Raw genomic sequence first — 25554 nt, 5'->3', positions numbered from 1 at the left:
AGAAATGGAGGAGCCGTATGAGAAAACAAAGCAAAATCATTTTTTATGCAGGAATTGTATTGGGGTTTGCAGCAGTGCTTACGGGGGTGGCACTGTCGGGGGGCAGGAAGATCCCGAAGGATTTTACAGTGAGTTATGAAGGAATCAAAACGGCGGATATTACGGCGGGCGTCAGTGTACATGATCCATCCGTGATAGAGGTGGACGGTACCTATTACATTTTCGGATCGCATATGTCAGGGGCATCATCTGAGGATCTGCGGAACTGGACATCAATCGGTGACGGATATACGCAGTCGAATCCGATCTTTGATGATCTGCTTGGAACAGAGCATGTATTTGATTATACGGGAAGCAGAGACTCTGTGATACCGACTGACGATGGGACTTATCATGTCTGGGCACCGGACGTGGTCTATAACAGGGCACAGGACTTATATTACATGTATTTTTGCACGTCTTCGACCTGGAATGCATCGAATCTGTGTTATGCGGTTTCAGATAAACCGGAAGGACCGTATACATGGAAGGGAGCGCTCATCTATTCCGGATTTACAAAAGATACGATCGAGGCGACCGATGTGCTCGATTACGTGGACATCGACTATGCAAAAAAGAACTACATCATGGCGGGAAATAAATATAACTATGAGAAATATCCAAATGCGATCGATCCGACCGTTTTTTATGATGCGGACGGAAAAATGTGGATGGTCTACGGTTCATGGTCGGGTGGGATTTTTCTGTTAGAGATCGATGAGAAAACAGGCCTGGTCATCCACCCCAAAGAAGATGAAAAAAACGGTGTGGATCCGTATTTTGGCAAACGTCTGCTTGGCGGCGGACACAAATCGATCGAGGGACCTTACATTCTCTATGATGAGGAAAGCGGATATTATTATCTGTTTGTTTCCTATGGTTCCCTGACGAGAGAGGGCGGCTATCAGATGCGTGTGTTCCGCTCAAAAACGGTGGATGGAGAGTATGTCGATATGAATGGGGCATATCCGGGGATGTGGGATGACAATGCAGCTTATGGCTTAAAACTTTCCGGCAATTATTATCTGCCGGGTCTTAATAAGGCATATATGGCGACCGGGCACAATTCAGCTTTTGTGGATGAAGATGGAAAGAAATATATTGTATACCACACGCGCTTTGACAACGGACAGGAATATCACGAGCCGCGTGTACACCAGTATTTTCTGAATCAGGATGGATGGCCATGTATGCTTCCGTATGCGACAGACGGCGAGACGATCGCAGAAAGCGGTTATGACATTTCGGAAGTGGCGGGAACTTATTATGTGATCAACCAGGGAACTGCGATCAGTGCCAGGATTGCACAGCCGGTAAAACTGGTACTGATGGAGAATGGAAAAGTGTACGGCGAAAACTTAGAAGGCATCTGGAGTATGGAGCAGGGCACCTGTTATATGACGATCACATACGGGGAAAAAGAATATAACGGTGTATTCTGTCAGATGAAAGATGAAGCAGGCACGGATGTTATGACATTTTCTGCGGCAGGAGCAGATGAGAGTGTCTGGGGCGTTAAATATTTTGAGTAAAATGAAAGCAAAGACGTGAGAAACGGCAGACGGAGCATAAAATACTTGCAAAGAACTCTTTCCCATGGTAATGTGGTACGTATCTAAAGTTTTGGGAAAGGAACGGGTACAAATGTTAAAAGCGATTGATGATTTCGTCTGGGGAGTTCCACTGATCGTGTTGATCTTAGCGGTTGGTATCTTTCTTACGATCCGGCTGCGTGGACTTCAGATCACGAAACTGCCACTTGCCATAAAACATATGGTGGCAAATGAAAAAAACGGAGAACACGGGGAAGTTTCAAGTTTCGGCGCACTCTGCACAGCATTGTCTGCAACGATCGGAACAGGTAACATTGTCGGCGTGGCAACCGCGCTTGTCGCCGGAGGACCGGGTGCACTGTTCTGGATGTGGATCGCAGCACTGCTTGGAACGGCGACGAAATATTCCGAGTGTCTGCTTGCAATTAAATACCGTGTTGTGGCAAAGGACGGTCATATCGTCGGAGGACCGTTTTATTACATCGAAAACGGAATGGGTGAAAAATGGAAATGGCTCGCAAAAATTTTTGCATTTTTCGGTGTCGGAGTAGGTTTACTTGGAATCGGAACTTTTACGCAGATCAACGGGATCACAAGTGCCGTGAACAATTTCTTTGATCCGCAGAATACATGGACGGTGGAACTGTTTGGCAGAACCTATTCCTGGACGGTTGTGATCGCAGGTATTATTCTGACACTGTGTGTGGCACTGGTTATCATTGGCGGTATTAAGCGTATTTCCACAGTAGCACAGGTTGTGGTACCTTTTATGGCACTGCTTTATGTCGTTGTGGTACTGATCATACTATTTACGCATCTTAGCGCAATTCCGGGAGCAATCGTAGAGATCGTGCAGAGTGCATTTGGACTTCGTGCGGCTGCAGGTGGAACCCTTGGATCGATCCTGATCGCCATGCAGATGGGAATTGCCCGCGGAATCTTTTCGAATGAGGCAGGACTTGGCAGTGCGCCGATCGCAGCGGCAGCGGCAAAGACAAATGAGCCGGTGACACAGGGACTTGTATCCATGCTGGGAACGATCATTGACACGGTGATCATCTGTACGATGACCGGACTTTCCATCGTGATCACAGGAGCCTGGGATATGGGATTAGAAGGTGTCTCTGTAACCACGAAAGCATTTCAGATAGGACTGCCATTCCCGGAGCAGGTGGCATCTTTTGTGTTAATGTTATGTCTTGTATTCTTCGCATTTACGACGATCCTTGGATGGAATTATTACAGTGAAAAATGTCTGGAATATCTGGTTGGGGACAAAAAGACTGTTTTAAAGGGATATCGCTGGCTGTATATCCTTGCAGTGTTTATAGGACCATTTATGACGGTATCTGCTGTATGGACGATCGCAGATATCTTTAACGGGCTGATGGCATTGCCGAACCTTGTTGCACTCGTTGCTTTGAGTGGGGTGGTAGTTGCAGAGACGAAGAAATACTTTGAAAAACAGAAATATTAGTGAGAAATAAAAAATGGCGGAGGCAGAGTGCTTCCGCTGTTTTTTTGCCTGGTGATGTAGTCTGCGTTTTTTGATTTTAGAAAAGTATATAATATTTTAGAATAATCTATACAAAACAAAAAATAAGGAGTATACTGTCATAAGAAAGAAACAGTGCGAATGTCATCAGAGGGGAGGATACTGCATGTCAGATGAAAAATCTTTAAAGTACAATGAACCGTGGATTTTACAGCGTGCGGACCCATATGTTTACCGTCATACGGACGGCTCGTATTATTTTACGGCGTCGGTACCGGCGTATGACGGGATCGTATTGAGACGTGCCGGAACACTGGCGGAACTTTCCGGGGCAGAGGAAGTCATGGTCTGGAAGAAACATGAGTCCGGTCCGATGAGTTATCATATCTGGGCACCGGAGATCCACTATCTGTTTGGAAAATGGTATATTTATTTTGCGGGAGGCGAGGCGGAAGATATCTGGAAGATCCGTCCATATGTGTTAGAGTGCAGCGGGGACGATCCGCTGACGGATGAGTGGGTGGAACTTGGAAAGATGAAACGCGCAGCGGAGGATGAGTTTTCTTTTGAGGCATTTTCGCTGGATGCGACCGTCTTTGAAAATAAAGGTGAATATTATTATGTCTGGGCAGAAAAGGTCGGAGTCGGCAAAATGATTTCAAATCTCTACATTGCAAAGATGGAATCCGGCAATCAGTTAAAAACGGTGCAGGTACTTTTGACCACGCCGGATTACGACTGGGAGCGGAAAGGGTTCTGGGTCAACGAGGGACCTGCCGTGATCCATCATGACGGAAAAATGTTCTTAACATACTCGGCGAGCGAGACGGGTGTGGATTACTGTGTGGGAATGTTATCCATCGATGAGGATGCGGACATTTTAGATCCGCGTTTGTGGAAAAAAGAGCGTTACCCGGTATTAAAAACCTGTGAAAAACTGGGCATTTACGGACCGGGACACAACTCGTTTACCGTGGATGAAGATGGAAATGACGTCATGGTCTACCACGCGCGGACGGAGGCAGAAATTAACGGAGATCCGTTGTACAATCCGAACCGTCATGCGATGCTTATGAAGGTAAAATGGGATGAAGCCGGAAGACCGGTATTTTCCTATGAAAATAAATAAAAAAGGAGAGAAAACAATGGCAAAACTGATCATCAATGAGGAAAACAAAAAGAGTCGTATTGAGCCGGAAATCTATGGACATTTTTCGGAGCATCTGGGGAGATGTATTTATGAGGGAATTTACGTCGGCGAAAAATCGGAGATTCCGAATGTAAACGGCATGCGCACCGATGTTGTGGACGCATTAAAGGAATTAAAAGTTCCGGTACTGCGCTGGCCGGGTGGCTGCTTTGCGGACGAATATCACTGGATGGACGGAATCGGACCGAAGGAAAAGCGTAAAAAAATGATCAACACACACTGGGGTGGTGTTGTGGAAGATAACAGTTTCGGAACACATGAATATATGGAACTGTGCCGTCAGATCGGCTGTAAGACTTACGTTAACGGTAATCTTGGAAGCGGAACTGTCCGTGAGATGTCAGAGTGGGTGGAGTACATGACCTTTGAGGGCGTCTCCCCGATGGCAGATTTGAGAAAAGAAAACGGACATGAGGCACCGTGGAAAGTGGATTATTTTGGTGTTGGCAATGAAAACTGGGGATGCGGTGGAAATATGACGCCGGAATATTATGCAAATGAGTACCGCAGATACCAGACCTATGTGCGCAATTATCACCCGGACCGTCCGATCAAAAAGATCTGCTGTGGTGCAAATGTTGCAGACTATTACTGGACAAAAGGAGTGTTAAATACGGCATTTGACCATGCTGAGCAGTGGCACGGATTTATGGATGGTCTATCACTTCATTACTATGTACATCCGGAGGGCTGGGAGATCAAAGGAAGTTCTACGGATTTTGATGCGGATGTCTGGTATAAGACATTATCGAAGGCGCTTTATATGGAGACATTGATCGAACGCCACGGTGCGATTATGGATGAGTACGATCCGGATAAAAAAGTCGGTATGATCGTGGACGAGTGGGGCACCTGGTATACCTGCGAGCCGGGCACGAATCCGGGATTTTTGTATCAGCAGAATACGGTGCGTGATGCACTTGTTGCAGGTATTACCTTAAATATTTTTAACAAGCACAGTGACCGTGTCAAAATGGCTGCATTAGCACAGATGGTCAACGTTTTACAGTCTGTACTTCTGACAGAGGGCGGCCAGATGATAAAGACACCGACCTACCATGTCATGCATATGTACCGCCATCATCAGGGCGCAGACCTGTTAGAGAGTACTTTGACCGGCGCAGGGGAGATCGGACCGGATGAGTGGAAAGTACCGAAGATCACAGAGTCCGTATCTATGGATAAAGACGGCGTGATCACTGTCACCATGAATAATCTGTCTGTGGAAGCATCGGAAAAGGTGGAGATCCAGCTTGCAAACCGCGGCTATCATGTAGTAGAGGCGAGAATCGTGACTGACTCCGATATGCATGCGCATAACACATTTGAGGCTCCGGATACCGTGACAGAAAAAGATTTTGCTGCCTATGAGGAGACGGAAAACGGACTGAATGTCACAATGCCGGCAAACAGTGTGATCGAGCTGCGCCTTGCAAAATAAGAAAAAAACTGTCAGAAATGGCGGGAAAATTAGCTGCTGGTCATACTGGAAATATGAACAGTAACGAAAATTACAGGCGGAGATGACATATGGCACAGATCTGTAAAAAGTGTCTGCTGCGCGAAATGGCGGAAGCGGATGCAAAAATGATTGAGAAATATAAAGAGGCGATCAAAAAAGAAGATCAGGTATCAGAGAGCGAGTATGAGAGACGGCTTACTGTCTGCAAAACCTGTGAACTTTTAAACGCGGGAACCTGCGGTGCGTGCGGCTGCTATGTAGAGCTGCGCGCCGCGGCAGCCGTATCAAAATGCCCATATAAAAAATGGTGACAGTTCAGACGGACTGTTACCATTTTTTATTGCGGTAATATTACTTCATTTCCTCCACCGGGGCGTACCCGAGACTCACTTTGATATCCTGGCTGTAATTGCCAAAAGATTTTCCAAAGATCGTAAGTCCGCCGACGTGCCTGGCATCGTCCTCCACAGCCAGGCGGAAGCGGATGCTGCTGTGGCAGTTGAGATGGAAATCATCGATTTTAACGTCGGATATTTTGAGACCGTCGATATAGGTACCTTTTTGATTGATGACAAGTTGTTTTAGCAATCCGTACTGGTTCCAGTTTGCATACCACCAGTCCGGTGTCAACAGACCCTTCACATCGCCAAAATCGCCGGGGGAGGTCCAGTCACCAATATGAATATCATTTAAGTAAAAACTGATATCGGAAGGCCAGTCATTGTTGGTGCCTGGTGCTTCGGAACTAAGTTCTGCGGAAATTGTGATCTGTGTGATTTTTTTGGAAGCCGGGATAAAATTTGGAATGGCATATTCAACATAACCGCGTGTAAACCATAGAATATCAGCGTTATAGCGGTCTGGATGTTCAAAATACCGCGGATCATCCACTTCACCGATCAGGGCATCTGCAGAGGCAAGTCCGCAGGTCGGGCAGATCTGGTAATTTGTATAGTGACCGACTTTTAATTCTGTATGATAAACATTCTCGATTTCGGCAGGCTTTTCTAAATCGATCAGGATCTTATCCAGGTGGATGGAACAGATTTTCTGGTTGCCGTGAACAGCAGATTCACTGGATGTTGTGATCAGTCCGCAGTTCTCAAGTTTTTTGATATGGCTGGTTAAGGCACCGTTTGTAATATTTAAACGGGAGGCAAGTTCATTCATGCTCATATTGTCGTTTTCCAGCAAAATATTTAAAATTTCAATTCTCACATCAGAACCGAGTGCCTTAAAAAGTTCTAACCCTTCATTCAACGAAGTGATGTGTAACAAGGAAATCCTCTCCTTTCAAAATCTGTAAAAATCACAGAATGACACGTTCTAAACTGTAATCATTGCCTGAAAGTGTCAGGATTGCAAGACTTTTCGAATCTCCACGTCCGTCACTGGCACTGCCCGGATTAATATAAACTTTATTGAAACGTTTATAAAATGTATAGTGATGAGTATGACCAAAGATAAGAAAATCAGCATCTGTCAGGTCAAATGGAAGATCAAACTGATTATGAACCAGAAAAAAAGTCTTGCCGCCAATGCGGAACTGTAAAAATTCAGGAAGATTTTTTGCCCAGTCACCGCGGTCATTGTTGCCTCGGACCATATAAAGCGGAATGCCAAAGTTCCGGAAACAGTCATAATTTTTCTGCGTACAGAAATCGCCTGCATGGATCAGATAATCGCAGCCGTCTAAATGACGGTGCCACTCTTCACGGAAAATACCGTGTGTATCAGAAATAATGCCAATTTTCATAAAATTCTCCATTCTTGCGTGAAAAATGTTATTTTCATACTAATTTTCTCCATTAAGTAAAAAAATAATTAGATAAATTATATAGGAAAAAAGTATGGAAGTCTAGAAGAAAGAAAAATATTCATAAAAATACTTTTTTATTTTAAAGTAATGTAGTATACTGTTCGGGGGATCAATTAGTTAATTTTTTAACGGGAGAGGGAGAATGGAAAACTCGGTATTAGAGGAAAAGGTTTTTCATAAAGTTATGAAAAACGTACCGTTTGGTCTTGTTGTGAGCAGTGAGGGCAGAAAACGCAAGGTGTATTATGTGAATACGATGGCGTACCATATGCTCGGTTACACGCGGGAGGAATTTATTGAAAAAGTACAGGACGGCTGGAGCCGGTTTGTGGATATTGACTTAAGAATGGTCATGAGGGAGCATCATGAAGAGATTCTGACAGGGGAGTCATTTGAACTGACTGCTCAGACAGAGACGAAAGACGGAAATAAAAAGTGGCTGTCTTTTCGTGTGATGGTATCCATGGATGTTATATCCTCGCAGTTAAAACCGGTCAGTTATATTACGATCACGGATGTAACGGAGAAAGTGGAAAAAAACAGACGTTACGCGAGAGAAAGAGAATATTTACGGGATTGTGCAGCCAGAGATTCCATGACGAGACTGTTAAACCGTGGTACGATGGAAGATCGTATCAAAGAAGAACTGGAGTCAGTGGCAGAAGGACAAAATTATGCATACATTGCTATTGATCTGGATAATTTTAAGCAGGTCAATGATGTGTATGGCCACTGGGTTGGCGACCGCGTCATTATGAGTGTGTCTAATATTTTAAGGGAAGTCTACGGTAATCAGGTCAGCATTGGACGTATGGGCGGGGATGAATTCGCAGTATTTCTTCCGGATGTAAAAGACCGTATGTGGATACAGGGGCAGGCAGATGAAGTGCTGTACCGGCTGCGCAGACAAAAAGAAATGATCGGAATGGCGGAGGAGCCGACAGCAAGTATTGGCATCGCATTCGGCCCTGAGGATGGCACAAGCTTCCGTGAACTGTATCACAGAGCGGATGCAGCACTCTATCAGGTCAAAAAGGAAGAAAAAAACAGCATAGCAATTTACACAATGATATAAGCTTTTTTTTGGTACATTTTACCTATTGAAAAAATGAATCAAAAATTATAACATCTAATTGTTATATGACTGACGGAAAAAGTGGAAGAACCACATGAAGTATAACGTTTACAATGCCGACCGTCTGGGCGAGATAACCCGGACTGTCGGTTTCTTTTATTCTTAAAGATATTCTTCTTACAGGAATCCTTTTGTATGAAAAAAAGAACAGTTCCGGAAACGAAGCGGATATTGACAAGCAGTGATGGAACATGATATATTCACAGCGTTAGAACTAGCTAACAAAAGTTAGAAATAACTACCAATATTTTCCAGCAATACAAAAATATTGGGGGATCAGATCCGTTTTATACAGGTAAACCATAGTTTTCAGCAAACAGGAGGAAAAATAATGCAAAACGAATGGAGAGATTTTAATGGTGGAGCATGGGAGAATGAAGTAAACGTCAGAGACTTCATCCAGAGAAACTATAAGCCATATGATGGTGACAGCTCTTTCTTAGAGGGACCGACAGAGGACACCACAGCACTCTGGCAGGATGTACTTGAGCTTTCAAAACAGGAGAGAGAGGCCGGCGGCGTACTGGATATGGATACGAAGATCATTTCCACGATCACTTCCCATGGACCTGCGTACTTAGACAAAGATAAGGAGAAGATCGTAGGTTTCCAGACAGATAAACCATTCAAACGTTCCTTACAGCCTTATGGCGGTATCCGTATGGCAATTAAGGCATGTGAAGATAATGGGTATAAAGTAGACCCGGAAGTGGTAGAATATTTCACAACACACAGAAAGACACACAATGCGGGTGTGTTTGACGCTTATACACCGGAGATGAGAGCCTGCCGTTCCGCACATATCATCACCGGACTTCCGGATGCATACGGGCGCGGACGTATCATCGGCGACTACAGAAGACCTGCACTTTACGGTGTAGACCGTCTGATCGAAGATAAGCAGGAGCAGTTAGATTCCACACGCACCATCATGTATTCCGATGTTATCCGTGAGCGTGAGGAGTTATCCGAGCAGATCAGAGCCCTTAAAATGTTAAAAGAATTAGCAAAGATCTATGGATGCGATATTTCCAAACCGGCAACAAATGTTCTTGAGGCAGCACAGGCTGTATATTTTGCCTACCTTGCAGCAGTCAAAGAGCAGAACGGTGCGGCAATGAGTCTAGGACGTACCTCTACGTTCTTAGACATCTATGCAGAGCGCGACCTTCGTGAGGGTACATTCACGGAGAAAGAGATTCAGGAGATCATCGACCAGTTCATCATGAAACTGCGCTGCGTAAAATTTGCCCGTACACCGGAGTACAACAGTATTTTCGCCGGAGATCCTACCTGGGTAACAGAGTCTATCGGTGGAATCGGAGTAGATGGAAGACATATGGTAACCAAGATGTCTTACCGTTATTTAAATACCTTAAACAACATCGGAGCAGCACCGGAGCCAAACCTGACTGTTTTATGGTCCGTAAAACTTCCGGAGAACTTCAAAAAGTTCTGTGCAGAGATTTCCATCAAACATTCTGCGATCCAGTACGAAAATGATGACATCATGCGTGTGGTTCACGGCGATGACTACGGTATCGCATGCTGCGTATCTTCCATGAGAATCGGAAAAGAGATGCAGTTCTTCGGAGCCCGTGCAAACCTTGCAAAATGTTTACTCTATGCGATCAACGGTGGTGTGGATGAGATCAGCGGCAAACAGGTAGGACCGAAATATCGTCCGATCACTTCCGAGTATCTTGACTACGACGAGGTATGGGATAAATACAAAGACATGATGAAATGGCTTGCAAGTGTCTATGTCAATGCATTAAACATCATTCACTATATGCATGACAAATACTGCTACGAGAGAATGCAGATGGCATTACATGACAAACAGGTAAGACGTTGGTTTGCAACCGGTATTGCAGGATTTTCCGTAGTAGCAGATTCCCTTTCTGCCATTAAATATGCAAAAGTAAAACCGATCCGTGATGAGAACGGTATTACAGTAGACTTTGAGATTGAGGGAGATTTCCCGAAATATGGTAATGATGATGACCGTGTGGATGAGATCGCAAAAGAGGTTCTGCATACATTCATCAAATATGTAAAAGGAAACCATACTTACCGTGGAGGTATCGCAACAACTTCTATTCTTACCATCACATCCAACGTATCCTACGGTAAGAATACAGGAGCAACCCCAGATGGAAGAAAGAAAGGTGTTGCGTTTGCTCCGGGTGCAAACCCAATGCACGGACGTGATAAAAATGGTGCAGTTGCTTCTTTAGCTTCTGTTGCAAAGATGCCATTTATGGATGCGCAGGATGGTATTTCCAACACCTTTACCATCGTGCCGGATGCACTTGGAAAGACGGAGGAAAGCTCTGAAACAAACCTTGTGGCACTGCTTGACGGCTATGCAGAAAAAGGCGGTCACCACTTAAATGTAAACGTATTAAATAAGGAAACACTGCTTGATGCACAGAAGCATCCGGAAGAATATCCGCAGCTTACGATCCGTGTATCAGGTTACGCAGTAAACTTCATCAAACTGACCAAAGAGCAGCAGGATGAGGTAATTGCAAGAACTTTCCATGAATTGATGTAATAATAAGGAGATTATTATGGGCTATATTCATTCTCTGGAATCATTTGGTACCGTGGACGGTCCGGGGGTGCGTTTTGTCGTATTCTTCGAGGGCTGCCCGATGCGCTGCCAGTATTGCCACAACCCGGATACATGGGTGCTGACTGATGGAAAACAGATGGAGGCGGACGAGATCATCGACCGCTTCCTGCGCAATGCCTCGTTTTACCGGACTGGCGGAATTACCGCCACCGGTGGCGAGCCGATGCTTCAGATTGATTTTCTGACGGAACTGTTTGCGAAGGCAAAGGCACACGGAATCCATACCTGTTTAGATACGTCTGGTATTATGTTCCCGGGATTTCCGGAGGATGGAGAAGCCACATCAGATATCACACTGGAAAAAATAGACAGGCTTCTTGATGTCACAGATCTTGTAATGCTTGACATTAAGCATATCCGTGACGAGGATCACCGGAAACTGACCGGACATTCAAATAAGAATATTCTGGCATTTGCAAGATATTTAGATCAGAAGAAAAAGCCGGTGTGGATCCGTCATGTCGTTGTTCCCGGCATCACATTTGAGAAGGCAGAATTGACGGAACTCGGACACTTTCTAAAGACACTTTCCAATATGGAAAAATTGGAAGTACTGCCATATCATGCACTTGGCAAGGTCAAGTATGATAATCTTGGCATGGATTATGTGTTAAAAGATACACCGCAGCTTACCAAAGAGGAAGCAAAAAAAGCGGAACAGATGATAAGGGATGCAATGTCATAATGGCGAGTCATTATGACATTGCATCCCTTGTTAAATGTGTAATATTGATCGTGCCAGCGAATGATGCACATTTTTACAAGAATATTACAGGAAAATATAAATATTCTGAAAAATATATAAAAAATGATATATTGTATTGAAATATTTGTGGAAAGTGCTATAATAAAACCATGATATAAATCTGTATCAAATAAACGGCAAAGGGGTTGGACATCATGAGAATCAAGATTACAGGAAGAAACATTGAATTAACCGATGGTATCAAAGATGCAGTGGAGGACAAGTTAAACAAATTAGAGAAATACTTCACTCCGGACACAGATGTCTATGTAACACTGAGCGTAGAGAAGGAACGCCAGAAAGTGGAAGTTACGATTCCAATGAAAGGAAACTATATTCGTTCTGAACAGGTCAGCAATGATATGTATGTATCAATTGATCTGGTAGAAGAGGTTATTGAGCGTCAGTTAAAGAAATATAGAACGAAACTGGTTACGAAACAGCAGAGCGCAGCATCCGTTTTCAAACAGGATTTCCTGGATGCAGCATCAGACGATGATGAAGAGATCAAGATCATCCGTTCTAAGAAGTTCGATATGAAGCCGATGTATCCGGAAGATGCATGTGTACAGATGGAGTTATTAGGACATGACTTCTTCGTATTTATCAATGCTGAGACCGAAGATGTCAACGTTGTATACAAGAGAAAAGGCAACACATACGGATTGATCGAACCGGAATACTAAAATGGATCATTGCAGAATTGTGCTGTGAATACAAAGAACCCACCCTGCGGCAAGCACCTTGCCGCAGGGTGGGTTCTTTACACAATGCATTTGTAGCGTGGAGTTGTGCGTCAAAAGGTGGTTCACAGCTTAGTGGTTGTCAAATTGCAACAAGCCGGGAATGCTTTTGTGACTTTGGAAGAAAATTAGAAAATCTTAGCCTGCCTGTCTATTCACAGTGATGTTCTGCCACGGATGGCAGAACAAGGCTTCACGAGCCATGGAAGGCTCGTTGAACGCCGTTCACGTCACTCTGAGAAAATCTGACTCAGGCAAGCTTAGATTTTGTTATTTTCGTACAACGGAACAAAACAACCCCGGCTTGTTGTAATTTGACAGACAAAAAACTAAAATCCACCTTTTGACACACGAGATTCCTGCCTTAAGCATTATGGAAAAACGACACACAGATGGCTCCCGGTCCCGCATGTGTACCGATCGTACTCCCAATCGTGCTGATTGGCAGCTCTTTTGTCTGTCCGGTCCAGAGATCTGCGCTGTCCGCAATATACTTCCGGAGCAGTGAGTCGTCGAGCCCGCTGTAGCCTAACATATACGGCATGGAAAAATCGATACCGTTTTTATTTTTCACTTCCTGGATCAGGATGTTATTTCCGTTTTTCGATCCTCTGGCCTTTCCTAAGATCGCAACCTCACCTTTTTCAATGGCGATGACAGGCTTGATGGATAAAATATTTCCCGCCCAAGCGGCAGTCTTTGAGATGCGTCCGCCCTGTTTTAAATACTCAAGGGTATCAAAGACGGCTAAGACACAGACATCTTTCTTTTTCTCTTCGAGTTTTTCGGCGATTTCTTTCGCAGAAAGCCCCTCATCGCGCAGCTTTACGGCATAAAGGACAAGGATCTGTTCGCCCAGACATACATTTAAACTGTCAACTAATGTAATACAGTCCTCATAGCCATCAAGCGCAATGTGTGCACTCTGGTATGTACCGGATAAAAGAGAGGACAGACAGATCACAACGGCGGTATCGCCGGCTTCTTTTACTTCTTTGAATTTTGCTTCAAAATCATGTGGAGATACCTGGCTGGTCGTCGGGATTGTTCCACATTCGATCAGTTTTTCATAAAATTCTTTATGGGAAATGGTAACACCGTCTAAATATTCCGTTTCGCCAAAAATTGTTTTTAAAGGCATATAATCAAGATTTAATGCATCCGCACGTTCCTTTGTGAGATCAGATGCGGAATCAACAATAATTCGTACACTCATTTTTTTTCCCTCCGGATAAAATAGTTTGACTATCAAACAAAAATAAATATAAAGTATGATGAAAAGAATGTCAAGATATTTTGATTATCAAAGTATCAAAATAAAAATCAAATGTAGTTGACAAAAATCGACAGACATAAGATACTTGTGTAGTATTAATGCCTGCATGACAGTAGTGTAAAAGTGGAAAATTATATAACAGAGCAGAAGAAAGCGGAAGAAATGTATAACGGGGCAGAGATTCTGGTGGATCTCGCAAGAAGGTATCCGGAACTATGGAATGAAATAGACAGGCAGTGCACTTTAAATAGAGAGCGGTATGGATTGCTCTGTGAAATATTGCTGGCGGGGGACGAGGAACGCTGTGAGGATGTGGTTGCAAAGATATACCGGTACGGGAGTATGATCGGAAAACAGGATCTGATTGGAAGACAGATATTTTTGTGGCTGCTGCAGGCACTGAGGATGGAAGAAATCGCAATGCTGTAGAAATGGGTTTTATCGTGAAAGAGGCCAGCAGCAGGCAAAGAATTTTATGAGTCAGGAATCTTTTCCGGTACGGGAAAACGGGGAATAAAAGAAAAAATGGTGCCTGCCGGGGGCATTGCCGTGAGGCAGAAAAATAAATAAGAAAGGATGTCATGCAGGCATAAAAAGTACAAAGGAATGTGCAAATTCCTTGCCACACAAAGAAAAAAGGTATACTATAAAGCAGAAATGTTTTTATGAGATAGTAAGGAGAGTATACCATGAAGATTGTTGTTTTAGCAGGTGGTTTAAGTACAGAGAGAGATGTTTCCTTTAAGACCGGAGATATGGTGGCAAAGGCATTGAGAGAGAATGGACATCAGGTAATCTTACTTGATGTATTTATGGGATACAGTGATAAAAAAGAAGATCTGACAGGTATTTTTGACCGGAGTGAGGAAGTCAGTGTAAAAGTATCCGGAATACCGGAAATTGCACCGGATCTTGCAAAGGTAAAAGCATCCAGAAAAGATCAGTCAGACAATTTCTTTGGACCGAATGTGATCGAATTATGCCAGATGTCCGATATCGTTTTTATGGCACTGCATGGAGAAAACGGAGAAAACGGCAAGATTCAGGCCGCATTTGATCTGTTTGGCATCCGCTATACAGGAACCGGTTATTTAAGCAGTGCGCTTGCCATGGATAAGGAGATGTCCAAAAAATTATTTTTGTCAGCAGGCATACCGGCTCCAAAGGGCGCATCCATGAAAAAGGCTGACTGCAGCGACGATATCACAAAACTTGGCGTTCAGTTCCCGTGTGTGGTAAAACCATGCTGCGGAGGTTCGAGTATCGGTGTTTCCATCGCACACAATGCGGAGGAATATAAAGCAGCATTAGATGAGGCGTTCCGCTGGGAAGAAAACCTGATCGTGGAAGAATATGTAAAAGGACGTGAGTTTTCTGTCGGCGTGATCGAGGGAAAAGCACTTCCGATCATCGAGATCGCACCGGTACAGGGATTTTATGATTATAAGAATAAATACAAAGCAGGCAGTGCTGTTGAGACCTGTCCGGCAGAACTTTCAGAAGCTGTTACAGAGAAAATGCAGCATTATGCAGAGCAGGTGGCACAGGTACTTGGATTAGATACCTATTCCCGCACCGATTTTCTGTTGGATGAAAATGAAAATATCTACTGTCTGGAAGCAAACACATTGCCGGGTATGACTCCGACAAGTCTTCTTCCACAGGAGGCACAGGTTGTCGGTGTGAACTTTAACGAATTGTGTGAGAAACTGATCCAGATTTCCCTGGATAAATATGAGAAATAATAAGATATTTTTGTAAAAGTAAAAGCAAAACGAATCCCGGGAAATGAGGTAGATCATGAAAAACATGACACTGGAGCGTATTACGGAAGTATGCGGTGGAGTATATTATGGCAGTGAGGCCGACAAAAAGAAAGAAATTGCGGGAGCTGTGATCGACAGCAGACAGGTAGAGTCAGGATATCTTTTTATTGCGGTAAAGGGAGAAAAGGTGGATGGTCATCAGTTCATTCCACAGGTGTTTGAAAAAGGTGCACTTGCCGTATTATCCGAACAGGAACTGTCAGAACCGGCGGGCCCTTATATCAGGGTGGAATCTACACTTGGTGCAATGAAAAAACTTGCGGCATACTACCGCAGAAGTCTTGATATTAAGGTCGTCGGAATTACCGGAAGTGTTGGAAAAACCAGCACAAAGGAGATGATCGCGTCGGTTCTTTCACAGAAGTATAATGTGTTAAAGACAGAGGGCAATTTCAATAACGAGATCGGTCTTCCACTTACGATTTTTAAGATCAGGGAGCAGCATGAAGTGGCAGTGCTTGAGATGGGAATTTCAGAATTCGGTGAGATGCACCGTCTGGCTGAAATGGCATATCCGGATATCTGTGTGATCACAAATATCGGATTGTGCCATCTGGAAAACCTGCTGACCAGAGATGGAATTTTAAAGGCAAAAACGGAGAGTTTTGAGCACCTGACACCGGAAGGAACTGCCGTGTTAAATGGAGATGATGATAAGCTCTGTGAGAAAAAGATGGTGAACGGAAAACCGGTGGTATTTTATGGTATCGGAAAAGAAGCAAAGCTTGCAAAGACAGAGCAGGGTGAAAAATATCTTGCCGAAAAGGAAGTATATGCAACAGATGTGGAACCGGTAGGATTAGATGGAACAAAAGCGGTGATACATATTGGTGCAGAGAGCTTTGCAGTGACGATCCCGATTGCAGGAGAGCATAATGTATACAATGCTTTAGCCGCAGTCTGCGTTGCAGGAAAGCTTGGACTTAGTGTGGATGAAATGAAACGCGGGATTGAGTCGGTAAAAACGATCGGAGGAAGAAGTAATCTGATCCACAAAGGCGGGATGACGATCATCGATGACTGTTACAACGCAAACCCTGTTTCCATGAAGGCGTCCATCGACGTGCTCGCAGCGGCACCTGGAAGAAAAATCGCAGTGCTTGGAGATATGGGAGAACTTGGCGAAAATGAGCAGGAACTGCATGCCATGGTCGGAGAACATTTCGAAGGAAAAGGAATAGATGCTTTGTTTGCAGCCGGTGCATTATCAGAGAATCTGGCACAGGCAGTAGGAAAATGCAGTAAGGAGACGGAGGTTCATTATTTCAAAACAAAAGATGAACTGATGGAAGAATTACTGCCTTATGTAAAAAGCGGTGACACGGTTCTGGTAAAGGCATCCCACTTTATGGGATTCCCGGAGGTCGTAGGACAGCTTACAAAGTAAGAAAATGTAGTGAAAATACGAAGCTATGACAGCTTATAAATGAATAAAAAAGAAAATCCCCGGATCACGGAATTGGTGATCCGGGGATTTTTTTAAATTCATAGGAAATTACGTCCTATGAATTAAAAAGCCCTCCGGGCGGGATGCGCATCTCGCGGAGTAGAAGTTAGCTGTAAACAGCACCGCTCGAGCGCGAAAGAGTCGCAAGCGACGCTTTGTTCCAGATCTTAAATCTGCGGATTATTTTTCTCGAGCATTTCAGCGATCACACCCTGACAGTGCGAACCGAGTTTTTTGCGTGTATCTTTGTCTAAAGATTTCGGGTCGATTGGTTTGCCGTATTCTACGATGACATGTACCGGTTTTACCTTTGGAAAATGTGCTTCTAAAATATCGGCGGAGCCGGAAATTGCCATAGGTACGATCAGACATCCGGTTTTTTCTGCCATTTTAAAACTACCCTCTTTGAATGGGAGCATCAGGTCCTCTGTCTTATTGCGTGTTCCCTCAGGGAAAATACACATCGAAATCCCGTTTTTGATATTGTCGATTCCTGCAAGGATCGTTTTTAACGCTTCTTTGACATCCGAACGATTGATGAACAGACAGTGCAGTCTGGTCATCCAGACAGATAAAAGAGGAACCTTTTTCATGGAATCTTTTGCTACATAACCGGTCAGGCGCGGACAGCGTGAGTAGGTGATGATGATATCGAAATAACTCCTGTGATTGCCAATATAGAGAACAGGCTGGTCTTTTGGAACATTTTCTTCTCCGATAATGGTAAGTCTGGTGCCACAGATAAACAGAATGACACGAAATGCCCACTGCACCATGCGGAGCTGGCTGATATCAGCAGCCTGACGATTGAATTTTCCGATGATCCATTCAACAAAAAGGACAGGAATACCGATGATCAGGTAGAGTATAGCAAAAAGCAATGCAAGTATTGCGCGTAACATAGTACGTCCTTTCCGGGGAGATCCCCCAAGTTTTATATACCCACATTATATCGGGTATCTATGGGAAAAACAACTAAAAAAGACATATTTAAAGACAGGGAGGCATATATTAAGATAGAAGCGAAAACTGGGGGCAGGTGTAGTGAAACATGTTTCGAAAGTATCTGGTAAAAATATGCGGGATCAGTCTGCTGATGGCAGGACTGATCAGCGGATGCAGTATTGAGCAGACAAATGAAACAAAAGTCAGTGATCTTACATATACGATCGTTGAGGAATCCGAGACACCGGAAGAGTTAAAGACAATGATCGAGGAAAAGAAAACGGCGGATTTTAAACTTACCTATGAGAGGGAGGATGATCTGTATATCGTGCGGGGATATGGGGAGCAGGCGACGGGAGGATACAGTATCTGTGTGAGGGACTGTTATCTGACCACAAACGCAGTGGTATTTGATACAGAACTCATCGGACCGAGAAAGGGTGAAGTTACAAATGCGAGTCCAAGCTGTCCTTATATTGTAATACAGGTAAAAAACCAGGACAAAAGTATCATTTTTGAGTAAATATTCTTAAAATTTTTTTAAATAATTTAATTATGTTTGACAAAAATTTAGCACAGTGCTATTCTAAAGCGGAAAAGAAATTCGGTGGAAACGATCATTACGATGATAAACGATCGCGAGATGCCGGATTAAGGAGGTAGAACACATGCAACAGGCAGACATCAGAAAAGTTCGGGCATCCGTGCATCAGCAGTGCGGGAAAAAAGTAATGATTCAGCTTGACCGAGGACGCAATAAAGTTGACATCCAGGAAGGCGTCATCCAGAATGCTTACCCAAGCGTATTCACGATCCTGGTAAATGATGAGCGTGAAGAAAATCCACCTCAGTTATTATCATTCAGTTATTCTGATATTATTACAAGAGATATACGCATGAAGTTGTGCTAAACAGGTATAAAATCCTCCATGTCCGAATAAGATGGTTACAAAGATTCGGAATGGGGGACTTTTTTTGGAATTTCAGAAAATAAAATTACATAGAAGTGAAAAAAACGGAGCTGCAGTCACACAGATCACACTGGATGATGACTATAATGTACCGGATTACAGACAGGATATCGTAAAAGTCATAAAAGAACGCGGGGAACTGCGCTTTGATGAGGTAAAAGCGATGGAGGGGGCTGCATGGATCAAGGGCAGTCTGGTTTTTAAGGTGCTTTACCGGAGCGATAAGCAGGAAGGAAAAATAAGCTGTCTGCGCGGTGAGATTCCTTTTCAGGAACGGCTTAACATGGATGGTCTGAGCGAATATGATGCAGTTCATGCCACAGGGGATATGGAAGATCTTACGATCGGAGTGATCAATTCCCGGAAGTTAAATGTCCGCGCGGTCATTGTTTTGACGGCATCGTCAGAAAAAGAAGTGGATGAGGAGCTGACCTGTGAACTCTCAGATGGCAGTTCCTATGAACAGAACATTGTAGAGAAGGAAGCGTTAAAGCTGCTTGTGGTGCGACGTGATATCTGCAGACAGAAAAGTGAGGCAGTGCTGCCGTCGAGTAAACCGAATATCCGTGAAATACTCTGGCAGAGTATGCAGCTGCGCAATGTTGAAAGCAGGCTTGTGGAAGGAAATATCAGACTTTCCGGGGAAATACTGGTTTCCATACTGTATAATGATGAGGAGGAAGGGGAGCATCTGTCCTGGTATGAAACGACAGTCCCGCTGGATGCACAGGCAGAGTGCGGTGTTATGGAGGATGACTGTATCTGGCAGGTGCAGATGGTACCTTTGACAATGGAACTGGAAGTCAAACCGGATTATGACGGGGAAGAAAGGATCCTTGTCATGGAGCTGGCATTAGATACACACATCCGTATCTGGAAGGAAGAAAAGATAAGACTTTTAACAGATCTGTATTCACTGCAGAAAGAGGTAAAACCAGTCTTCCGTGAATGCCCGCTGGAGCGTCTTCTGGTTAAAAATGCTGCAAAATGCAGAATGACAGAACAGATGGAATTAAAAGAAGATAAAGAAAAAGTTCTTCAGATCTGTTCCTGTGAGGGAAAAGTGCTCTTAGAACGTCAGGAAATAAAACCAGATGGTGTTCTTGCGGAGGGAACGGTTGAGGTCAATATTTTGTACATTACACCGGATGACCATATGCCGGTTGGAGCAGTGCAGGAAATTTATCCGTTTTCACAGCTTGTGGAGATTCCGGAAATGTCAGCGCAGGCGAAAGTGGAGTTAGATGCTTCCTTAGAGCAGCTCTCAGCGGTGATGCTTGATCAGGAACACGTTGAGATCCGGGCGGCAGTACGGCTGGATCTGATTGCCTTTGTGCAGGAAGTCATACAGAATATCGAGGAGGCCACAGAGTCGGAACCGGATCTTGAGATGCTCAGGAACAGGCCGGGGCTGGTGGGCTATATCGCAAAGGCAGGAGATGATCTCTGGACGATCGCCAAGGAAAATCATACGACCATACAAAATATCATGGAGACAAATCACAGAAAAAGTGAGGTACTTCTGGCGGGCGAAAAGGTTTTGATCGTAAAACAGGTCGGATAAAATATTAAGTATTTGTGAATTTCTGGAAATCCTAACAAACATAGGTGAAAGTGTGATAAAATATATAAGTACGGCTTCTGCCCACTGCAGCCTGCCGTGCTTATTTTTGATTCGTAGGAAATTATGTCCTATTCTTTTATAAATGACAGAAGGAGAAATGCTTGATGAAGTGGGAAAAGGCATTAAAATATACAAGAAAACATAAAAGAATGATCGCAGTGATGATGGCAGGTGTGATCGGATTTGCGTGTTTTTACTCTGCAGATGCATCCGTGATAAAAGATGCGAAGAAGAAGAAAAATGAGGCGCAGCAGAATTTAGACAATATCAACCAGCAGATCAATAATATACAGAGTGAGCAGAGCAAGGTAAAAAGCCAGATGGCGGCGTATGATGAACAGCTGATGTCGCTTTTGACCGATATGGAACTGTTGAAAACGGATATTGATAATAAGGAAGGCGAGATTGATCAGGCAAAGACGGATCTCGCCGCAGCACAGGAAAAAGAACAGCAGCAGTATGCAGATATGAAAAAAAGAATCCAGTACATGTACGAAAACGGAGATGACACATTTCTGGATGCACTTGTGGAGTCGGAAGATATCTCAGACCTTTTAAATCGTGTGGAGTATGTATCGGAAGTATACAGTTATGACAGGGAGCTTTTAGTGGCTTATCAGGAGACCGTACAGCAGGTGGCGGATTTAGAGTCACAGTTAGAGCAGGAATTAGCGGATATGGAGGAGCTGAAACAAAGTTATGATCAGCAGGAGGCTTCCCTGAATCAGGTTATTAATGAAAAGAAGGCACAGATTGCAGATTTTGATTCACAGCTTTCAAATGCAAAAACACTGGCAAGCCAGTACGCGTCCACGATCCGCAAACAGAACGAGGTGATCGCACAGGAACAGGCGCGTCAGGAAAAAGCCCGGAAAGAAGCAGAAGAGAAGGCAAAGAAAGCGGCGAAGGCAGGCACAAAAACCAGTAATTCTGCCACAACGGCATCTACGGACAGCGGAACAACAGACAGTACAGGGGGAAGTTCCTCTTCCAATAATACAGCTTCAACGGACGATTCCGACAACAGTTCTTCCGGCAGCAGTTCGACAGGACTGACAAATAACGGTTTAAATCCATCCTACTCTACCGGTGTGAGTGGCAGCAGTGTGGTATCCTATGCGACAAATTTTGTGGGAAATCCGTATGTGTTTGGCGGAAACAGCCTGACAGAGGGGACGGACTGTTCCGGTTTTGTATCCCTTGTATACAGCCATTTTGGCGTATCACTTCCGAGAAGTTCCTATGCGCTTCAGTCAAGCGGACAGGCTGTCAGCTATGAGAACGCACAGCCGGGAGACATTATCTGTTATCCGGGACATGTGGCAATCTATATGGGAGGCGGCAGGATCGTCCATGCATCAACGCCGTCGAGCGGCATCTGTTATGGAAATGCGACTTACCGTACGATCACAATGGTGCGCCGTGTGCTGTAAGGGACACTGATGATAAAAATGCAGCAATAGATATTGAAAAAAATTTATGAATTATATGGAAAATATGCTATAATCAGAGGGAATTATTAGAATCAGGAAGGTAGGATCGTTATGCAGTTTGAAACATTACAAAAAGATATGATAGCAGCCATGAAGGCGAGAGATAAAGTACGCAAGGATGCAATCTCCACACTTGTTTCCGCAGCAAAGAAAGCTGCGATTGATGAGGGATGCAGAGATGACATCAAAGAAGAACTGGTGAACAGAGTAATTTTAAAAGAAATGAAATCAGTAAAAGAGCAGATTGATACCTGCCCTGCAAGCAGAGAGGATCTTTTGGCAGAATATCAGACAAGATATGATATTTTTGCAGAATATGCACCACAGATGATGTCAGCAGAGGAAGTAGAAGCATATATTACAGAGAAGTTTGCCGATGTGGCAGCAAGTAAAAATAAAGGACAGATCATGAAAGCCGTAATGCCGGAGTTAAAGGGAAAGGCAGACGGAAGTGTGATCAATCAGGTGGTGCAGAAATTATGTCAGTAAAAATCGGTAGAAATGATCCGTGCTGGTGCGGAAGCGGGAAAAAATATAAAGCATGCCATCAGGCATTTGATGAGCGCATCGCAATGATCGCTTCACAGGGACACATCGTTCCGACACATGATCTGATCAAGAATGCAGATCAGATCGCAGGCATCAGGGAGAGCTGCAAGATCAATATTGCAGTGCTTGATTATATTGAGAAGCATATTCATGAGGGAATGAATACAGCAGAGATCGATAAGATCGTTTATGATATGACAACGGAGATGGGCGGTATTCCGGCACCGCTGAACTACGAGGGATATCCGTACAGTGTATGTACTTCCGTCAATGATCAGGTATGTCATGGATTTCCGTCAAAAGATGTGATCTTAAAGTCCGGTGACATCATCAATGTGGATGTATCCACGATCTTAAACGGATATTTTTCCGATTCTTCAAGAATGTTCTGCATCGGGGATGTAAGTCCGGAGAAGAAGCGCCTTGTTGAAGTGACCAAAGAGTGCGTGGAGCTTGGTTTGAAAGAAGTAAAACCATGGGGATTTTTAGGCGATATGGGTCAGGCTGTGCATGACCATGCGTTTGCAAACGGCTATACGGTAGTGCGCGAGATCGGTGGACATGGCGTCGGACTTGAGTTCCATGAGGAACCGTGGGTTGGCTATAATACCAAACGCGGACAGGAAATGCTCTTAGTTCCAGGCATGATCTTTACGATCGAACCGATGGTCAATATGGGAAAAGTGGATATTTATGTAGACTCAAAAAATGACTGGGAAGTTTATACTGAGGACGGACTTCCATCAGCACAGTGGGAGATTATGGTACTGGTGACGGAAGACGGTCATGAGGTGCTCTGCTGGTAAAATTCAGGATTTGTGAAATAATGGATATTTCCCAAATAAAAGTGCCTGTAAAGCTTCATCGTGGCAGCGGATAACGTGGCGGTAGATCACGATCGCTGAAATGATACAGCAGCCAAGCCGTATGGAATTTACCGGGACAAACAGGAACACGGTCAGCGTAAACAGTCCGTATGTGATGACAGACCGGAAAGAATGCGGACGCAGTGTGAGTACCAGTGAGAATAAAATATAATAAAAGATCAGACAGAATAACGGATGGATTTCCGGAAACAGTCCAATCATAACTCCGAAAGAGACGGCAATCGCTTTGCCGCCTCTTTCTTTTTGGAAAAACGGAAAAGCGTGGCCGAATACCGGAGCTGCCATGACAAGTGCAAACAGCATGGAATCCCGGTCTAAGATCCTGTCTGCAAGAAAAACCGGGACAGCGCCTTTGAAAAGTTCACAGAGCAGGGAGAGAGTTCCGGCAAAAAAGCCGGCCTGCATGTAGGCATTTGCAACGCCGGGATTGTGGTCGGGGGGAACTTTTGTGATGTCGGTTTTGAAAAATAATCTTGGAATCCAGTAAGCAAACAATGTACTGCCAAGAACGAATCCAAGAAGGATAAAAAGAAAATACGTCATAGTTTCTCCAGTGTTTTTATAATGTGCACGGCAGCGTCTGGTTTTCCGTTTTCTTTCTGGGCCAGAAGCATTTCCTCGCGAAGAGAACGTTTTCCGTGCGTATCCTGGTTGTCAGAGAGCAGTCTTTTTCCAAGTGTGATCTGTTTGGCAATGTATTTTGAGGAGACGGAAAGATGTCTTTTTACAAAAAAATTGCGGTTTGCAGTCTCACATCCGGGAATCGGTGCCGTGTGTACGATCGGGATCCGTTTTACTAACGCTTCGGTGGAGGTAAGTCCGCCCGGTTTGGTGAAAATCACATCACAGGCATCCATATAGTCTGCAACCCGGTTGGTGTAGCCTAAAATGTGGACGCGCGGGTTATTTTGGAACTGTTTCTGCAGCACGGTATAAATACGTTTGTTATTGCCGCAGATGATGACCATATGCTCGCCGGATTTTAAACGCAGTGAAAGCTCTGCCGCGAATATGGCAAGTTTTCCAAATCCCATACTGCCGCTCATGACCAGACAGATCGGAACACCCTGTGGAAGATTTAAGGCATTGCGCGCGTGCATCTTTGCCAGGATGCGGTCCTCTGCCGGAGAAAATGCGCCACTGACAGGAATGCCGTAAGGGTATAACCTGTCAGCCGGAATTCCGCGGTGTACATATTCTGAGACACAGTCCTCGTGGGGAAGAAAATATGCATCAAGATCCGTTTCCTCCCAAAATGGGATGCAGGTGTAATCCGTGCCGATGGCGGCAGCAGGAATCTTTAACATGCCTTTTTTCTTCATATATGTCATTGTTTCTGCCGGGTAAAGATGCGGTGTCACGATGATATCATAATCATGCTGGCTTAAACAGGCAGCCAGTTTTTTTGCCATCAGTGCATTGGCATAGTAGACCGGTGATTTGTGTTTATTGCTTGAAATTGCCATGCCGATCTTATAGAGCATACCAAAGGCATGCGGCATATGTTTGACAAGTTCCACATAGGCACCGCCTACTGCATGTGAAGTTTTTTTCCCGGAGAGCAGGAACATATCAAGCATGTCGGCGGTGTGACCGCACCGGATGGCTGCTTCCCGGATCGCTTTTCCGGCGGCATTGTGTCCCTCGCCGGTATTACAGGATAAAATTAATATTTTCATAGATACCAGTGTAGC

Annotated in this window: 24 protein-coding genes and 1 riboswitch; of the genes, 18 read left to right on the top strand and 6 right to left on the bottom strand. The window is 44.3% G+C overall.

Annotated elements, in window-relative coordinates; genetic code table 11:
- Nucleotides 1–17 precede the first annotated feature (17 nt).
- The 5 genes from RIL182_RS17095 (at nucleotide 18) to RIL182_RS17075 (ending at nucleotide 6070) form a co-directional block, all read left to right on the top strand.
- Complete coding sequence (locus RIL182_RS17095; protein ID WP_006856385.1) at nucleotides 18–1571, top strand: glycoside hydrolase family 43 protein; 1554 nt, start codon at nucleotides 18–20, stop codon at nucleotides 1569–1571.
- 112 nt (nucleotides 1572–1683) lie between these two features.
- Nucleotides 1684–3069, top strand: coding sequence for an alanine/glycine:cation symporter family protein (locus tag RIL182_RS17090; RefSeq protein WP_015522210.1), 1386 nt, complete (start codon nucleotides 1684–1686; stop codon nucleotides 3067–3069).
- A gap of 184 nt (nucleotides 3070–3253) precedes the next feature.
- Entirely contained in the window at nucleotides 3254–4216 is a 963-nt protein-coding gene (locus RIL182_RS17085) for a family 43 glycosylhydrolase (protein ID WP_006856388.1), read from the top strand.
- Nucleotides 4203–5738 (top strand): alpha-N-arabinofuranosidase, encoded by a 1536-nt coding sequence (locus RIL182_RS17080; RefSeq protein ID WP_006856389.1) that lies wholly within the window; start codon nucleotides 4203–4205, stop codon nucleotides 5736–5738. Before RIL182_RS17085 ends, RIL182_RS17080 begins: the two co-directional genes overlap by 14 nt.
- 89 nt (nucleotides 5739–5827) lie before the next feature.
- A complete protein-coding gene (locus RIL182_RS17075; protein WP_006856390.1) occupies nucleotides 5828–6070 on the top strand; it encodes a DUF6171 family protein in 243 nt (80 codons plus the stop codon).
- Nucleotides 6071–6110: 40 nt separating this feature from the next.
- Here RIL182_RS17075 and RIL182_RS17070 read toward each other — a convergent pair whose 3' ends face one another.
- Complete coding sequence (locus tag RIL182_RS17070) at nucleotides 6111–7037, bottom strand: ArsR/SmtB family transcription factor (RefSeq protein WP_022112406.1); 927 nt, start codon at nucleotides 7035–7037, stop codon at nucleotides 6111–6113.
- 31 nt (nucleotides 7038–7068) lie between these two features.
- Nucleotides 7069–7515 carry a YfcE family phosphodiesterase gene (locus tag RIL182_RS17065; protein ID WP_015560236.1) on the bottom strand — a complete coding sequence of 149 codons (447 nt, stop codon included), beginning with the start codon at nucleotides 7513–7515 and terminating at the stop codon, nucleotides 7069–7071.
- Between the two features lie 205 nt (nucleotides 7516–7720).
- Here RIL182_RS17065 and RIL182_RS17060 point away from each other — a divergent pair, with 205 nt between their 5' ends.
- From RIL182_RS17060 to hpf, 4 genes are all read left to right on the top strand, one after another.
- On the top strand, nucleotides 7721–8653 hold the full coding sequence (locus RIL182_RS17060; protein WP_006856393.1) for a GGDEF domain-containing protein: 933 nt from the start codon (nucleotides 7721–7723) through the stop codon (nucleotides 8651–8653).
- A gap of 55 nt (nucleotides 8654–8708) precedes the next feature.
- Nucleotides 8709–8790, top strand: a riboswitch (ZMP/ZTP riboswitch).
- Between the two features lie 254 nt (nucleotides 8791–9044).
- Complete coding sequence (gene pflB, locus RIL182_RS17055; protein ID WP_015522214.1) at nucleotides 9045–11273, top strand: formate C-acetyltransferase; 2229 nt, start codon at nucleotides 9045–9047, stop codon at nucleotides 11271–11273.
- 16 nt (nucleotides 11274–11289) lie between these two features.
- Nucleotides 11290–12039: a pyruvate formate-lyase-activating protein gene (gene pflA / locus RIL182_RS17050; RefSeq protein ID WP_006856396.1), complete on the top strand. Its 750-nt coding sequence runs from the start codon at nucleotides 11290–11292 to the stop codon at nucleotides 12037–12039.
- 215 nt (nucleotides 12040–12254) lie between these two features.
- Nucleotides 12255–12785, top strand: a complete 531-nt coding sequence (gene hpf, locus RIL182_RS17045; protein WP_006856398.1) for a ribosome hibernation-promoting factor, HPF/YfiA family — start codon at nucleotides 12255–12257, stop codon at nucleotides 12783–12785.
- Nucleotides 12786–13206: 421 nt separating this feature from the next.
- Here hpf and RIL182_RS17040 read toward each other — a convergent pair whose 3' ends face one another.
- A complete protein-coding gene (locus tag RIL182_RS17040) occupies nucleotides 13207–14058 on the bottom strand; it encodes a DegV family protein (RefSeq protein WP_044998777.1) in 852 nt (283 codons plus the stop codon).
- A gap of 183 nt (nucleotides 14059–14241) precedes the next feature.
- On the opposite strand from RIL182_RS17040, the gene RIL182_RS17035 reads away from it, so the two are divergent.
- The 3 genes from RIL182_RS17035 (at nucleotide 14242) to RIL182_RS17025 (ending at nucleotide 17331) form a co-directional block, all read left to right on the top strand.
- Nucleotides 14242–14547, top strand: a complete 306-nt coding sequence (locus RIL182_RS17035) for a hypothetical protein (RefSeq protein WP_006856400.1) — start codon at nucleotides 14242–14244, stop codon at nucleotides 14545–14547.
- A 260-nt stretch (nucleotides 14548–14807) separates the two neighbouring features.
- A complete protein-coding gene (locus tag RIL182_RS17030) occupies nucleotides 14808–15863 on the top strand; it encodes a D-alanine--D-alanine ligase family protein (protein ID WP_006856402.1) in 1056 nt (351 codons plus the stop codon).
- Nucleotides 15864–15918: 55 nt separating this feature from the next.
- Entirely contained in the window at nucleotides 15919–17331 is a 1413-nt protein-coding gene (locus RIL182_RS17025) for a UDP-N-acetylmuramoyl-tripeptide--D-alanyl-D-alanine ligase (RefSeq protein WP_006856403.1), read from the top strand.
- Nucleotides 17332–17558: 227 nt separating this feature from the next.
- Here RIL182_RS17025 and RIL182_RS17015 read toward each other — a convergent pair whose 3' ends face one another.
- Entirely contained in the window at nucleotides 17559–18293 is a 735-nt protein-coding gene (locus tag RIL182_RS17015; RefSeq protein ID WP_006856404.1) for a lysophospholipid acyltransferase family protein, read from the bottom strand.
- Between the two features lie 149 nt (nucleotides 18294–18442).
- Between RIL182_RS17015 and RIL182_RS17010 the strand changes: the two genes are divergently transcribed.
- The 6 genes from RIL182_RS17010 to RIL182_RS16985 all read left to right on the top strand — a co-directional run bounded on the left by RIL182_RS17010 (nucleotide 18443) and on the right by RIL182_RS16985 (nucleotide 23779).
- Nucleotides 18443–18859, top strand: coding sequence for a protease complex subunit PrcB family protein (locus RIL182_RS17010; protein WP_006856405.1), 417 nt, complete (start codon nucleotides 18443–18445; stop codon nucleotides 18857–18859).
- 145 nt (nucleotides 18860–19004) lie between these two features.
- Complete coding sequence (locus RIL182_RS17005) at nucleotides 19005–19247, top strand: Veg family protein (RefSeq protein ID WP_006856406.1); 243 nt, start codon at nucleotides 19005–19007, stop codon at nucleotides 19245–19247.
- 64 nt (nucleotides 19248–19311) lie between these two features.
- Nucleotides 19312–20871 carry a DUF3794 and LysM peptidoglycan-binding domain-containing protein gene (locus RIL182_RS17000; protein WP_243128704.1) on the top strand — a complete coding sequence of 520 codons (1560 nt, stop codon included), beginning with the start codon at nucleotides 19312–19314 and terminating at the stop codon, nucleotides 20869–20871.
- A gap of 164 nt (nucleotides 20872–21035) precedes the next feature.
- Nucleotides 21036–22364, top strand: coding sequence for a C40 family peptidase (locus RIL182_RS16995; RefSeq protein WP_006856409.1), 1329 nt, complete (start codon nucleotides 21036–21038; stop codon nucleotides 22362–22364).
- Between the two features lie 111 nt (nucleotides 22365–22475).
- Nucleotides 22476–22913, top strand: coding sequence for a GatB/YqeY domain-containing protein (locus tag RIL182_RS16990; RefSeq protein ID WP_006856410.1), 438 nt, complete (start codon nucleotides 22476–22478; stop codon nucleotides 22911–22913).
- Complete coding sequence (locus RIL182_RS16985; protein ID WP_006856411.1) at nucleotides 22904–23779, top strand: methionyl aminopeptidase; 876 nt, start codon at nucleotides 22904–22906, stop codon at nucleotides 23777–23779. The genes RIL182_RS16990 and RIL182_RS16985 overlap by 10 nt, the downstream gene beginning before the upstream one ends.
- Before the next feature lie 3 nt (nucleotides 23780–23782).
- Here the strand turns inward: RIL182_RS16985 and RIL182_RS16980 are convergent, their stop codons facing one another.
- Complete coding sequence (locus RIL182_RS16980; protein WP_006856412.1) at nucleotides 23783–24403, bottom strand: glycerol-3-phosphate acyltransferase; 621 nt, start codon at nucleotides 24401–24403, stop codon at nucleotides 23783–23785.
- Nucleotides 24400–25539 (bottom strand): MGDG synthase family glycosyltransferase, encoded by a 1140-nt coding sequence (locus RIL182_RS16975; protein WP_134523419.1) that lies wholly within the window; start codon nucleotides 25537–25539, stop codon nucleotides 24400–24402. Before RIL182_RS16975 ends, RIL182_RS16980 begins: the two co-directional genes overlap by 4 nt.
- Between the last annotated feature and the right edge of the window lie 15 nt (nucleotides 25540–25554).

The sequence above is a fragment of the Roseburia intestinalis L1-82 genome, from assembly GCF_900537995.1.
Lineage (GTDB): Bacteria > Bacillota > Clostridia > Lachnospirales > Lachnospiraceae > Roseburia > Roseburia intestinalis.
The sequence above is the reverse complement of the archived record's forward strand: the minus strand, read 5'-3'. Positions and strand labels throughout refer to the sequence as shown.